This window comes from Streptomyces sp. NTD107 (assembly GCF_059510435.1).
Genome location: NZ_JCAJZV010000008.1, coordinates 113,686 through 127,016, shown reverse-complemented (window position 1 = coordinate 127,016; position 13,331 = coordinate 113,686). Strand labels below are relative to the sequence as shown.

14 protein-coding genes are annotated in these 13,331 nt (G+C 73.1%); 5 read left to right on the top strand and 9 right to left on the bottom strand.

All coding sequences use genetic code 11. From position 1 onward, the window contains the following. Positions 1 to 68: 68 nt before the first annotated feature. Positions 69 to 1,502, bottom strand: a complete 1,434-nt coding sequence (locus tag AC5WRL_RS18115; RefSeq protein ID WP_496089610.1) for an MFS transporter — start codon at positions 1,500 to 1,502, stop codon at positions 69 to 71. 7 nt (positions 1,503 to 1,509) lie between these two features. Further along, on the bottom strand, positions 1,510 to 2,547 hold the full coding sequence (locus AC5WRL_RS18110) for a hypothetical protein (RefSeq protein ID WP_496089609.1): 1,038 nt from the start codon (positions 2,545 to 2,547) through the stop codon (positions 1,510 to 1,512). A gap of 74 nt (positions 2,548 to 2,621) precedes the next feature. Here AC5WRL_RS18110 and AC5WRL_RS18105 point away from each other — a divergent pair, with 74 nt between their 5' ends. Further along, on the top strand, positions 2,622 to 3,410 hold the full coding sequence (locus tag AC5WRL_RS18105) for a class I SAM-dependent methyltransferase (protein ID WP_496089608.1): 789 nt from the start codon (positions 2,622 to 2,624) through the stop codon (positions 3,408 to 3,410). On the opposite strand, the gene AC5WRL_RS18100 is transcribed toward AC5WRL_RS18105, so the two are convergent. Then, a complete protein-coding gene (locus AC5WRL_RS18100) occupies positions 3,396 to 4,832 on the bottom strand; it encodes an MFS transporter (protein ID WP_496089607.1) in 1,437 nt (478 codons plus the stop codon). The genes AC5WRL_RS18105 and AC5WRL_RS18100 overlap by 15 nt on opposite strands. Before the next feature lie 447 nt (positions 4,833 to 5,279). Here AC5WRL_RS18100 and AC5WRL_RS18095 point away from each other — a divergent pair, with 447 nt between their 5' ends. Genes AC5WRL_RS18095 through ssuE form a run of 3 tightly spaced genes read left to right on the top strand, consistent with a single transcriptional unit; the run spans position 5,280 to position 8,262 of the window. Beyond that, the gene (locus AC5WRL_RS18095) at positions 5,280 to 6,503 is read left to right on the top strand and encodes an SfnB family sulfur acquisition oxidoreductase (protein ID WP_496089606.1); all 1,224 of its coding nucleotides are present in this window, start codon (positions 5,280 to 5,282) and stop codon (positions 6,501 to 6,503) included. Between the two features lie 37 nt (positions 6,504 to 6,540). Further along, positions 6,541 to 7,695: an LLM class flavin-dependent oxidoreductase gene (locus tag AC5WRL_RS18090; RefSeq protein ID WP_496089605.1), complete on the top strand. Its 1,155-nt coding sequence runs from the start codon at positions 6,541 to 6,543 to the stop codon at positions 7,693 to 7,695. Positions 7,696 to 7,710: 15 nt separating this feature from the next. Continuing rightward, complete coding sequence (ssuE, locus tag AC5WRL_RS18085) at positions 7,711 to 8,262, top strand: NADPH-dependent FMN reductase (protein WP_496089604.1); 552 nt, start codon at positions 7,711 to 7,713, stop codon at positions 8,260 to 8,262. A gap of 48 nt (positions 8,263 to 8,310) precedes the next feature. On the opposite strand, the gene AC5WRL_RS18080 is transcribed toward ssuE, so the two are convergent. From AC5WRL_RS18080 to tatA, 6 genes are all read right to left on the bottom strand, one after another. Then, positions 8,311 to 9,075, bottom strand: a complete 765-nt coding sequence (locus tag AC5WRL_RS18080) for an ABC transporter permease (RefSeq protein ID WP_496089603.1) — start codon at positions 9,073 to 9,075, stop codon at positions 8,311 to 8,313. Continuing rightward, a complete protein-coding gene (locus tag AC5WRL_RS18075) occupies positions 9,072 to 10,079 on the bottom strand; it encodes an aliphatic sulfonate ABC transporter substrate-binding protein (RefSeq protein WP_496089602.1) in 1,008 nt (335 codons plus the stop codon). The genes AC5WRL_RS18080 and AC5WRL_RS18075 overlap by 4 nt, the downstream gene beginning before the upstream one ends. Next, entirely contained in the window at positions 10,076 to 10,879 is an 804-nt protein-coding gene (locus tag AC5WRL_RS18070) for an ABC transporter ATP-binding protein (RefSeq protein ID WP_496089601.1), read from the bottom strand. Before AC5WRL_RS18070 ends, AC5WRL_RS18075 begins: the two co-directional genes overlap by 4 nt. Continuing rightward, positions 10,876 to 12,033: an LLM class flavin-dependent oxidoreductase gene (locus tag AC5WRL_RS18065; RefSeq protein ID WP_496089600.1), complete on the bottom strand. Its 1,158-nt coding sequence runs from the start codon at positions 12,031 to 12,033 to the stop codon at positions 10,876 to 10,878. Before AC5WRL_RS18065 ends, AC5WRL_RS18070 begins: the two co-directional genes overlap by 4 nt. Before the next feature lie 155 nt (positions 12,034 to 12,188). Beyond that, positions 12,189 to 12,269, bottom strand: a complete 81-nt coding sequence (locus tag AC5WRL_RS18060) for a putative leader peptide (RefSeq protein ID WP_496089731.1) — start codon at positions 12,267 to 12,269, stop codon at positions 12,189 to 12,191. Between the two features lie 145 nt (positions 12,270 to 12,414). Further along, a complete protein-coding gene (gene tatA / locus AC5WRL_RS18055) occupies positions 12,415 to 12,687 on the bottom strand; it encodes a Sec-independent protein translocase subunit TatA (RefSeq protein WP_496089599.1) in 273 nt (90 codons plus the stop codon). 190 nt (positions 12,688 to 12,877) lie between these two features. On the opposite strand from tatA, the gene AC5WRL_RS18050 reads away from it, so the two are divergent. Then, positions 12,878 to 13,285 (top strand): site-specific integrase, encoded by a 408-nt coding sequence (locus AC5WRL_RS18050; RefSeq protein WP_496089598.1) that lies wholly within the window; start codon positions 12,878 to 12,880, stop codon positions 13,283 to 13,285. Positions 13,286 to 13,331 lie beyond the last annotated feature (46 nt).

Here is a 13,331-nt window from a genome sequence, read left to right as displayed (position 1 = left end):
CGGATAGTAGCTTGAAATGATGACCCGAATGTTTCGGGGCTTCAGGGGATGCGCCGGAGAACGACCCCTCACAGCCCTTCCGGCCGCTCCCCCCTCATCGCCAGCCGCTCCGCAGCCCGCCCGGCCGACCGCTGCGCCCAGCGCCCGCTGGTCAGCAGCCCGATCACCAGCACCAGCACCGCGCAGACGGTGATGATCCACCACCCGGCGACCCGCGAACCCGAAGCCAGCGCCGTACCCACCATCGCCACCCCCAGCGCCGAACCCACCTGCCGGCTGGTCGAGGCGATGCCCGCGGCCACCCCCGCCTGGGCGCGCGGCATCCCGGTCACGGCGGTATTGGTGATCGGCGCGTTCACCAGACCGAAACCGATCCCGAACAGCACATAGGCGGTGAACAGCCGCGCGTTGTCGCCCTCCGCGTCCCAGGCCGCGAACATGAGTCCGCTCACGGTGAGCGCGATCCCGGCCAGCAGCAGCGGCAGCCGCGACCCGAACCGGTTGATCAGCCGGCCCGACACCGGCGCCAGCACCAGCGTCACCCCCGCCATCGGCAGCAGATACGTGCCCGCCTCCAGCGCCGACAGCTGCCGCTGATCCTGGAGATAGAGCGTATTGAGAAACAGAAAACCGCTCAGCGCCGCGAACGCGCTCACCGCGATCGCGCTCGCCCCGCTGAACGGCGCACTGCGGAAGAACCCCGGATCCAGCAGCGGATCCACCCGCCGCGACTCGTACCGCACCAGCACCGGCAGCGAGAGCGCGGCCACCACGAAACAGCCCACGATCGGCGCACTGGTCCACTCGCCGCGCCCACCCTCGATGATGCCGAACGTCAGCGTGCCCAGCAGCACGATCACCAGCAACTGCCCGACCGGATCGATCCGGCGCACCCGGGGCGCCCGCGACTCCGGAACGAAGCGCCGGGTGAGCACCAGCGCGGTGATCCCCACCGGGATATTGATCCAGAACACCGCCCGCCAGTCGAACAACTGCACAAGCGCGCCGCCGACGATCGGCCCGGCCGCCATGGAGATCCCCACCACCCCGCCCCACATCCCGATGGCGCGCGCCAGCTCCTTCGGATCGTGGAAGGTGTTTCTGATGATCGACATGGCCACCGGGTTGAGCATCGAACCGCCCAGCGCCTGAAGCATCCGGAAGACGATCAGCCAGCCCAGGCTCGGCGCCAGCGCACACAGCAGCGAACCCGAGGTGAAGACGATCAGCCCCAGGCTGAACACCCGCCGCCGCCCCAGCCGGTCCGCCATCGACCCCGACAGCATCAGGAACGACGCCAGCACCAGGGTGTACGCGTCCACCGTCCACTGAAGCCCCGACACATCGGCGCCCAGTTGCCGCCCCAGCGAGGGCAGTGCCACATTCAGCGCCGTGATGTCCAGGGAGACGATCAGCAACGACATGCAGCAGACCGCCAGAATCAGCTGCCGGCGCCGGCGCGGCAGCGTATCGGGGGACCCCTGGGCCTCGGTGCCGGACATCTCGCTCCTACCGTCGGTCGGCCATGATCGCCTCCGCAGCCTCCCGCAGCCGGCCCAGATATCCCAAGACCCGCGCCGACCGCCCCTCCAGCTCAACGGACGAACCGATCCCCAGATCGTCGAGCAAGACCCCGAACGGCGCCTCGAACTGACGGACCCGATCCGGCGCATCCCGGTCGAGCACGGTCAGACAACGCGCATAGGTCACCACAATCCAGAAAACAGCCTCCCGATGCAGCCCCCGCACGATCAGCTCCGCACTCCCCCCGATCGCCACCGGCCGGGCCGCCGTGCCCAGATCGGACGCGAAGGGGACCGGGGTACGCAGCAGGGGCCCGGTCGCGTCGAAGACCTTCTCCAGGGCCGCGAGATGCCGCCGCACCTGGTGCGGTGACCACTGCGCGCAGCCCAGCTGCTCCAGCAGTTCGTGGTGCACCTCCGGCATGCCGTGCGCGTACAGCAGCTCCCGGACCGCCGCGAACCGGGTACGGATGGTCGGATTGCGCAGCCCGGCCACCAGCAGCACATGCGTGCCGACGGTGGCCGGGAACAGCCAGCGCAGCACCCGCTCCGGCCACGGCAGGTCCGACGGCCGGGCCGTCATACCCGCCACGATCCGCCGCTCCGCGTCCGCGCACCGCAGCCGTATCGCGTCCGGATGGTCGAAGGAGGCCGTCACGGCCGTGCGCAGTGCGGCCAGCCGCCCGGTGGGATCGGCCAGCACCGTATCGACCGGGGTGCCACCCCGGAACGGGCCCGCGAGGTGGTACGCGCCCCGCACCGCGGCGGGTGGCCACAACTGTTCCCACGACTCCAGCGACACTTCAAGCAGCACGCCCCGGTAACGGAACTTGCCGGGTTTTTCCGGTCGGGGCACTGCGTCGGTGACCACATACACATCGACGTCAGAGGTGACCGGCAGCGGCTCACCCGGCGCGCGCCAGATGACCGAGCCACCGAGAAAGGCCCCCGCGAAGCCGGGCAGCGCCCGGCCGTACTCCGCCACCCACCGGGCCGCCGCCTCGCGCGCCTGTTCGGTCTCCATCCGCCTCATCCTGCCCCCGCCGCCCGGCGATATCCGGTGGCGGTGTGGGGCGCGGCGCTGACAGGGTGGCGCGCATGGCGACAGGGGAGCAGGACTTCAACGCGCTCGTGGAGGAGGCCGGGGCCGCCTCCGTCGAGGGGTGGGACTTCTCCTGGCTGGACGGGCGGGCGACCGAGGAGCGGCCCCCCTGGGGGTACGCCCGGCTGCTGGCCGGCCGGCTGGCCACGGTCGGGGCCGCGCTGGACCTCGACACCGGTGGTGGCGAGGTGCTGGCCGAAGCCCCCGTGCTGCCGCCGCACATGGCCGTCACCGAGTCCTGGCCGCCCAACGCCGCCCTCGCCGCCGCCCGGCTCGGCCCGCGCGGGGTGAGCGTGGTGGCGCCGGGCGAGGACGGCGCCCTGCCGTTCGCCGACGCCACCTTCGACCTGGTGACCGCCCGGCACCCGGTACGCACCGACTGGCCGGGGATCGCCCGCGTCCTGCGCCCCGGCGGCTCCTACCTCGCCCAGGAGGTCGGCCCGCACAGCGTCGGCGAGCTGACCGAGTTCTTCCTCGGCCCCCAGCCCGGGCCCAGCGGCCGGGAGCCGGACGCCGCCCGGTCCGCCGCCGAGGCGGCCGGGCTGCGGGTGGTGGACCTGCGCACCGCCTCGCTGCGCACCGTCTTCCACGACATCGGCGCCGTCGTCTGGTTCCTGCGCAAGGTGATCTGGATCGTCCCCGGTTTCACCGTCGAGCGGCACCGCCCGGCCCTGCGCCGCCTGCACGAGCGGATCCGGGCCGAGGGCCCCTTCACCGCCCACGCCACCCGCTTCCTGATCGAGGCCCGCAAGCCCGGCGGCGCCCCCGCCTCAGCCGACCACTGACGACGGCACCCGCTGCCGCCGCCGCACCCCGGTGGCGGCCACCGCCGTGGCGATCAGCACCGCGACCAGCGGCACCAGCAGCGCCGCCCGGTAGCCGTCCAGGATCTGCTGCGGCTGCGGCTGCGGCCCGGCCGTGGCCGCGATGTTCACCGCCGTCACCGCCGACAGTCCCAGCGCCGCGCCGAACTGGAACGAGGTGTACAGCAGCCCGCCGGCCAGCCCCTGCTCGTGCTCCGCGATGTCATCGGTGGCCACGATCGTCAGCGGCCCGTACACCAGCGCGAAGGCGATCCCCACCAGCACCATCGTCGGGAACATCGCCGCGTACGTGGTGTCGAAGCCGATCCGCAGGAACAGCCCGTACGCCGGCACCGCGGCCAGCAGCCCGGCCACGATCACCCGCGCGGTGCCGAAACGTTTCACCAGCCAGGGGACCACCGTGGGGGCCAGCAGCACGTCGCAGCCCGTGGCCAGCAGCGCGAAGCTGGTCTTCAGGGTGGACCACTCGCGCAGCTCCTGGAGGTAAAGCACGGCGATGAACTGGAACCCGAAGAACGCGCCCGCGAACAGCAGCGCCGCGACATTGGCCCGTACCAGCGTCACCGAGCGCAGGATGCCCAGCCGCACCAGCGGGGCCACGCTGCGCCGCTCGATAGCCACGAAGCCCCACAGCAGCAGCGCGGACAGCGCCAGCGTGCCCCCGGTGACGGCGAGCGGCACATGGGCGGCCCGTTCCACGGTGACCACCAGCAGCACGATCCCGCCGGTCACCGCGACCGCCCCCGGCCAGTCCACCCGCTGCCCGGCGGCGCGCGGCGGACGCGGTGAGCGCGGGATGAGCGGTACGGCGGCGGCCAGGATCGCCAGCGCCAGGCCGACCGGGGCGAAGAACACCATCCGCCAGCCGGCCGAGGTCAGCAGCCCGCCGAAGACCAGCCCGAGCGAGAACCCGGCGGCACCGGTCCCCGAGTAGATGAGCAGCGCCAGATTGCGGCGCGGCCCGCGCGGATAGCCGGTGGTGATGATCGACAGACCCGCCGGTGTCATGAACGCCGCCGCCACCCCGCTGACGAACCGGGCCAGCACCAGGGTCGGCGCGTCCTGCGCGAAGCCGCCGAGCCCCGAGAACGCAGCGAACACCACCAGCCAGCCGACGAACATCTGCCGCCGCCCGAACAGGTCGGCGGCCCGCCCGCCCAGCAGCATGAACCCGCCGTACCCGAGCACATAGGCGCTCATCACCCACTGGAGTTCCCCGGTGCTCAGCCCCAGATCCGCCCGGATCGCCGGCAGCGCCACATTGAGCATGCCGATGTCCAGGCCCTCCAGGAAGATCGCCCCGCACAGCACCAGCAGCATGGCCCAGCCCCGGCGGCCGAGCCCGCCGCCCGGTCCGCCGCCCGCCGATGACGCGTCTCGCATGGACACCAAGGTCCCCTCTCACGGTGGTGCGTTGGGTGGGAGCGGACGGGACCGCCCGGTCCCACCGGGTTCACCGGTCATCAAGGGCGGGCACCAAAGCGCTATTCCGGGTACGGATGGGGCACTGTGAAGTAACCCAGTTCCTCCCGCCATACCGAACCGCTCGGACCGGTCCCGGATGGCGAATGTCCCATTGACGTCATTGCGTCGAACATGCTTGCATCCTGCTATGCCTGGTGTTCAGATCCTGACCCGCCGTCGCTGCGTGGACTTCGCCCGCGTCGCCGGCGCCATCTGTCGGATCCACCACTGATCCACTGACGCCCGGCCGCGCGGTGCCCCCGCACCCCGGTCCCGGCCACACCGTCACCGCCACCTCACCCGCCCCGCCTCCGCCCTCCCCGGGCGTGCCCTGTCGCGCGCCCGCCGTCCGCGAGGAGCCCCCGCATGCCCGGGCACCCCCCTGCCCCCGTCCCCGCCCATGTCATCAAGGACGACGCCGAGGCGCTGGCCACCGCCGCGGACCTCGCCGCCGAGTTCCGCGCCACCGCCGCCCGCCGGGACGCCGAACGGCTCCTGCCCCGCGCCGAGCTCAACCGGCTGTCCGCCGCCGGACTGCTGGCCGTCACCGTGCCGGCCGAACACGGCGGCGCCGACGTACGGGCGGTCACCCTCGCCGAGATCTTCCGGCTGCTGGCCGCCGCCGACCCCAGCCTGGCGCAGATCCCGCAGAGCCACTTCGTGTACGTCAACGTCCTGCGCCAACAGGGCACCCAGGCCCAGCGGGACTTCTTCCACGCCCAGGTACTGGCCGGCCGCCGGTTCGGCAACGCCCAGTCCGAGGCCGGCACCCGGCATCTCCAGGACATCCGCACCACCTTGGAGCCCGACCCCGAGGACGGCGACGGCGGCCAACTCCTCACCGGTGTCAAGCACTACTCCACCGGCGCCCTGTTCGCCCACTGGATCCCGGTACTGGCCAGGGCCGGCGGCCCGGACGGCGCCCTGCACGTCGCCTATGTGCCCCACGACGCCCCCGGGCTGACCGTCGTCGACGACTGGGACGGCATGGGCCAGCGCACCACCGCGAGCGGCACCGTACGGCTGGAGCGGGTACGGGTTCCCGCCGATCGCATCGTGCCGCACCATCTCACCTTCGCCGGACCGCAGCTGCACGGCGCCCTCGCCCAACTCCTGCACGCCGCCATCGACACCGGCATCGCCGCCGGCGCCCTGGCCGAGGCCGTCACCTTCGTGCGCACCAAGAGCCGCCCCTGGTTCGAGAGCGGCGCCGCGACCGCCGCCGAAGACCCCCTGCTCATCCAGCGGTTCGGCGAACTCGACCTCCAACTGCGCGCCGCCGAGGCCCTGCTGACCACCGCCGCCCGGGCCGTCGACACCGCCCGGGCCGGCCTGACCGAGGACAGCGCCGCCCACGCCTCACTGGCCGTCGCCGCCGCCAAGGCGCACGCCGGTGCCACCGCCGTCGCCCTCGCCGACGCCGTCTTCGAGGTGTCCGGCACCCGCTCCGCGCTCAACTCCCTCAATCTGCACCGTCACTGGCGCGACGCCCGCACCCACACCCTGCACGACCCGGCCCGCTGGAAGATCCAGCACCTGGGCCGCCACCGGCTGAACGGCACCCCGCCCCCCAACCACGGCCTGCTGTGACCACCGCCGCACCCCCGCGCCACGATCGGAGAACTCCGTGCCCCTGACCTTCCACTGGTTCCTGCCCACCAGCGGCGACAGCCGCCATGTCGTCGGCGGCGGCCACGGAACCGCCGTGACCACGGCCGGCGGGGTACGGGCCCCCTCCGTCCCGTACCTCACCCAGATCGCCCGGGCCGCCGAGGACCTCGGCTTCATCGGCGCGCTCACCCCCACCGGCGCCTGGTGCGAGGACGCCTGGCTCACCACCGCCATGGTCAGCAGGCACACCGAACGGCTGAAGTTCCTGGTGGCCTTCCGGCCCGGCTTCGTCTCCCCGACGCTGGCCGCCCAGATGGCCGCCACCTATCAGCGGCAGACCGACGGCCGGCTGCTGCTCAACGTCGTCACCGGCGGCGAGAGCGCCGAGCAGCGCGCCTACGGCGACTTCCTCGACAAGGACGCCCGCTACGCCCGCACCGGCGAATTCCTCACCATCGTGCGCCGCCTGTGGCAGGGCGACACCGTCGACCACACGGGCGACCACCTGCGGGTGGAGCAGGCCCGTCTCACCCGGGGACCCGACCCGGTGCCCGAGGTGTACTTCGGCGGCTCCTCGCCCATCGCCCTGGACATCGCCGCCCGCCACGTGGACGTCTATCTCACCTGGGGCGAACCCCCCGCCCAGGTGGCCGAGAAGATCGCCCGGGTACGGGACCGGGCCGCCGCCCGCGGCCGTACCCTGCGCTTCGGCATCCGGCTGCACGTCATCAGCCGCGACACCGCCGACGCCGCCTGGTCCGAAGCCGCCCGGCTGCTGGACGGCTTCGACCAGCACACCGTGCGCGCCGTCCAGGAGGGCCTGGGCCGCAGCGAGTCGGAGGGCCAAAAGCGCATGCTCGCACTGCACGGCGGGCGCCGCGACAACCTGGAGATCCACCCCAACCTGTGGGCCGGCATCGGCCTGGTGCGCGGCGGCGCAGGCACCGCCCTGGTCGGCAGCCACGCCGAGGTCGCCGACCGGATCGAGGAGTACCACCGGCTGGGCATCGACGAGTTCGTCCTCTCCGGCTACCCCCACCTGGAAGAGGCGTACTGGTTCGGCGAGGGCGTCCTGCCGCTGCTCGCCGCCCGCGGCCTGTGGCGCCACCCGCACACCGCGCCCGACGCCGACCCGGCCCGCGCCGAAATCCCCTTCGCCCCCGCCTCCTGAGAGGGAAACCCCGCCATGGCCACGGTCCTGTCCATCTCCGGCAGCCCCTCACCCACCTCCCGCACCGTCCGCCTGCTGCGCCACCTCGACGCCCGGCTCACCCACCAGGGCCACCACGTCATACCCCTGGACGCCCGGTCGCTGCCGCCCCACGCCCTTACCGGCGCCGACCCCACCCACCCCGCGATCGAACGGGTCGCCGAACTGCTGCGCGACGCGGACGGCGTCGTCGTCGGCACCCCCGTCTACAAGGCCGCCTACTCCGGGCTGCTCAAATCCCTGCTCGACCTGCTCCCGCAGTACGCGCTCACCGGCAAGACCGTGCTGCCGCTGGCCACCGGCGGCACCACCGCCCACGTCCTGGCCATCGACTACGCGCTGCGCCCGGTGCTCTCCGCGATGGGCGCCGCGCACATCACCCAGGGCTGGTTCGTGCTGGACCGGCACATCACCACCGGGCCGGGCGGCACGGTCACCGTCGACCCGGCGACCGCCGAACCGCTGGACCATGTACTGGACCAGTTCTCCTCGGCCCTGACCCGCGCCGCCCCGCTGGCCCGCACCTGAGCCGGTCCGCCCGCGCGCCCGCCCCCGGCCCGGGGACGGGCGCGCACGTCAGGACCAGCGGAGCTTCACGCGCTGCTCGGCCACGCCCAGCAGCGCGTCGGTGGCCTTGCCCAGCAGCGCCAGCGTCACGATCGCCAGCAGCAGAATGTCGGTACGGCCGGTGTTCTGACTGTCGATCAGCAGAAAACCGAGCCCCATCGAGGACGCGATCAGCTCGGCCGCCACCAGGAACAGCCAGCTCTGCGCGAGCCCCAGCCGCAGCCCCGACACGATGGACGGCGCCGCCGCCGGCAGCAGCACCCCCACCAGCAGCGCCGGGCCGCCGCGCCCGTACGCCCGCCCCAGTTCGACCAGCCGCGGGTCGGCGTGGTCCAGCGCCGCCGACACGGTCGTGTACACCGGGAAGAACGCGCCGATCGCCACCAGCGTCAGCTTCGGGGTCTCCCCGATGCCCAGCCACAGCAACAGCAGTGGCACCCACGCCAGCGACGGCACCGCCCGGACCGCGCCCACGGTCGGCGCCAGCACCGCCCGGGCCGGCCGGGACGCACCCACCAGGCCGCCCAGCAGCACCCCGGCGCAGGTCCCCAGCGCGAACCCCCACAGCACCCGCTGCACACTGACGGCGATGTGATGCTGCAACTCCCCGCGCCCCAGCAGCTCGCCGGCCGCCGCCAGCACCGCCGAGGGGGCCGGCAGCTGACCGCGCGAGTACACGCCCGAGTACGCCGCCCACTGCCACAGCGCCAGCAGCCCGAGGGGCAGCAGCAGACCGGCCGCCGCCCGCCCCAGCCGGCCGGCCGGTCCCCTCACCGGCCGGCCCGCTCGGCGAACTCCGGCGCGAACAGCGTCGCGAGCGCCTGCTCCACCTCCGGCCGGCCGCGTACCTGGTGCTCCGCCACCAGCAGCGGCGCGATCCGCTCCAGCACCGCCCGCTGCGCCTCCCCGGGCACCGGCGACAGATCCAGCCGGGTGCGCTCCAGCAACTGCCGCTCCGCCACCTCCTCGGTGATGCCCGCCGCCTGCGCCAGAATCCCCACCGCCTCGCGCGGATGCGCCAGAATCCACTCCCTGGCCCGCTCGTACACATCGACCACCACCTGCACCAGCTCGGGACGGTCCGCCAGGAACTCCTCGGAGACATTGAGGAAGCCGTAGGAGTTGAAGTCGAGATTGCGGTAGATCAGCCGCGAACCCGCCTCGATCTCGCTCCGCGCCGTATACGGGTCCAGGCCCGCCCAGGCATCCACATCGCCCCGCTCCAGCGCGGTCCGGCCGTCCGCGTGCTGGAGATTGACGATGGTGACGTCCGAGGCGGAAAGGCCCGCCTCCGCCAGCGCCTGGAGCAGGAAGAAGTACGGGTCGGTGCCCTTGGTCGCGGCGATCTGCCGGCCCCTCAGCTCACCGACCTCCTCGATCGGCGAATCCGCGCCCACCACCAGCGCCGACCACTCCGGCTGGCTGTACACGCTCACCGTGCGCAGCCCGGTGCCATTGGCCCGGGCCAGCAGCGCCGGGGTACCGGCCGTCGAACCGAAGTCGATGACATCGGAGCGCAGGTTCTCGTTCGCCTTGTTGCTGCCCAGCGACTGCTGCCAGCTGACCGTCACCCCCTGCTGCGCCAGCTCCTCCTCCAGCCAGCCCTGTTCCTTGATCACCAGCGACTGCGGGTTGTAGTACGCCCAGTCCAGCCGCAGCTCGACCGACCCCTCGGCGCCGGCCCGGCGGCCGGTGTCCTCACCTCCCGCCACGCAGCCGCTGAGCAGCAGCGCCGACAGGGCGAACAGGGCGGTGATCCGTATACCGGTGGTTCTCATCGCACACGTTCCTCAAGGGCCTCGGAAGCATCGGAAGTATCGGCAGCAAAGGTCACACCCAGCCTGCGCAGCAGTTCGCCGCGCAGCGCGGGCAGTGACGGATCGTCATGCGCCCGCGGCCGGGGCGCCGGCAGCGGCAGATCGGGATGCGGGCCCAGCAGCACGACCCGGTCGGCCAGCCGCAGCGCCTCGTCCACGTCATGGGTGACCAGCAGCACCGTGGTGCCCTGATCGCGCTGAACGGTGTCCAGCAGATCCTGCATCCGCAGCCGGGTCAGCGCGTCCAGCGCGGCGAACGGCTCGTCCAGCAGCAGCACCCCGGGCCGCCGGGCCAGCGCGCGGGCCAGCGCCGCCCGCTGCGCCATCCCGCCGGAGACCTGACCGGGGCGGTGCCGGGCGAAGCCGGCCAGCCCCACCACCTCCAGCCAGTGCGCCACCTCCTTGGCCCGCAGCGCCTTCGGGGTGCGCGGCGGCAGCCCGAAGGCCACATTGGACGCCAGCGACCGCCAGCCCATCAGCCGCGGATCCTGGAAGACCACCGCCGCCCGCCGGTGCATCTGCCGCACCGGGGCGCCGTCCACCAGCACCGCCCCCGAGGTGGGCCGGTCCAGGCCCGCGATCAGCCGCAGCACCGTGGACTTGCCGGACCCGGACGGGCCGAGCAACGCCACCGTCTCTCCGGCCGCGATCCGCAGACCGAGCCCGTTCAGCACCCGGTGGGTACCCCCGCCGTGCCCGAACTCCCTCGTCACCGCGCGCAGTTCCACCGAGGCCGGGGCGGCAGGCCCGGGGCCGCTCACGCCGCGCCGCCGCGCTGCCAGGCTTCCGCCAGCAACTCGTACGAGCGCACCCGGGCGGTGTGGTCATGGGTGATCGTGGTGATCAGCAGCTCATCGGCGTCCGTCAGCGCGCGCAGCCGCCGCAGCCGCTCCACCACCGTCTGCGGCGAGCCCACCAGTTGGGTGTCCACCCGGTCCGCCACCAGCGCCCGGTCCGCCTCGCTCCACCGGTGGCCGGCCGCCTCCTCCGGCGTCGGGAACGGGATCGCGCCGCGCCCGGTACGGATGCCGCGCACCCACAGCCCGTAGCCGGACGCCAGCCGCCGCGCCGTGCCGTCGTCCGGGCCCACCACCACGTCCGCCGACACCACCACATGCGGGCGCGCCAGGTGGGCCGAGGGACGGAAGGCGTCCCGGTACGCCCGGACCGTCTCCACGACGGTGCCGGGGCTCACGTGGTAGTTGGCCGCGAACGGCAGCCCCCGCTCACCCGCCACCCGGGCGCTCTCCCCGGCGCTGGAACCCAGCACCCACAGCTGGAGATCCGCGCCCTCACCCGGCACCGCGTGCGCCTCGACGCCCTGCGGGGAGCGGTAGGTACCCGCCAGCAGCGCCCGGATCTCGTCCACGTGCGCCGGATAGTCCGGCGCACCGGCGCCGGGCAGCCGCAACAGCGCCTGCTGCGCCGCGAAGTGCGGCGACTCCAGCAGCGCGCCTGGATGGAACGGCGGCGGGATCAGTACGCCGTCCACCCACCGGGCCTCCCGCACCGGAACCGCCACCGGTGCCGGCACCGCCACCGGCCCGCTGCGGTGCCCCGAGCGGCCCAGGCCCAGATCGATCCGGCCGGGATACAGCGCGTCCAGCGTGCCGAACCGCTCCACCACCGACAGCGCCGTGTGATGGCCCAGCTGCACCGCCGCCGAGCCCACCCGGATGCGTTCGGTGGCGCCCGCCACCAGCCCGATCACCAGTTCCGGCGCCGAACTCGCCACCCCCGCGGCCAGATGGTGCTCGGCGAGCCAGTACCGGTGATAGCCCGCGGCCTCCGCCCGCCGGGCCAGCTCGACGGTGCGCCGCAGCGCCTGCCCCGAGGTGGAGCCGGAGACGACCGGCACCAGATCGAGCACGGACAGCGGCACGGGGGAGGGGGAGGGGGACGGGGGCGAAGGCATCGGCACACCTTTCGGCACGGCACATGGGGGTGGGCGAGCGGGCGCGCGGCGCCGGGCAGGGCCGCGCGGGGGCAGGGCGGCGCGGCGCGGGGCAGGGCGGAGGGGCCTGTGCGCGCGGGGTGCGGTCCGGAGGTACGGAAACGGCGGCGCCGGCGTCAGCGACAGCGACAGATCGCGGTGGCGACGCGCATCAGGTCCACGGCGCGCCGCCGGGTGAACCGATCAGGGATCCGCATGCGGGTGAACGTAGCCAGCCGCCGATAAGGGGTCAAGACACCCCGGTGCCGTCCGGGGGCGGTTTCATACGCCCGTCATCGGGCGCAACACACGAAGCGCCCCGCGGGCCGGGGACGGCACGCGGGGCGCGATGATGCGAAGATCTTATGAACTCACGGGCGGCTGCTGCTGGGCCTGCTGGGCGGCGGCCTCCTGCGGCTGCCCGGAATCGAGCCGCTGGGCCGGCTGCACGGTCTGGGCCGGCTGCGGCTCCGGCTGGTACCGCTCCTCGTCCGTCTTCATCGCGGCGGCCTCGCTCTTGAGGATCCGCAGTGACTTCCCGAGCGCCCGGGCGGTGTCCGGCAGCCGCTTCGAACCGAAGACGACCACCACCACCAAGGCGACGATCAACAGATGCGTGGGTCCGATCTGGCCCATGGGGTCACCTCGTCTCTCTCACCCCGTGGGGTGTCGCGATACCCCCGGTGATCGCACCTTAGTTCAGCCGGGTAAAGAGGGAGCAATGCCACGGCAATGGACACGCCTCGTCTCCGGCCGTCGATCACCCTGTCACAAACCGATCGCACTTCTGTACGGGCCATGGTCAAAGGGTGGATACTGCGTGGCCATGACGACCACCGCAGAATCCGTCACCCCCGACCGGCTGACGGCCCTCCTCGACGATGAATCCATTGACATCGTGCACCGCGCGCTGTGGCAGCTGCTGTGGGAGAGCGAGGTGCGGGTGATGGATCTGCTGTCCCTCGAAGTGCCGGACATCGACCTCGGCACCGGACGGATCAGACCCGAGGCCGCCTCCCGCGCCGCGAACCTCCCCGACGGCGGCGACATCCCGCTCTCCGACCGCGCCGTCACTCTCCTGACCGCCCTCATCTCCGACCGCGCCAGCGGTCCGCTGTTCGCCGCCGGCCCCCGCGCCCTCACCTGGGAGGAGGCCACTCGGACCGCCGGCGGACAGGGACTGGCCATCCACGCCTTCCGGATCGGCGGCAAACGCCACCGGCAGTCCGTTTAGCCCTTCAGCCCCTTCAGCTCCAGCCCCTTCAGCCCCTTCAGCCCCC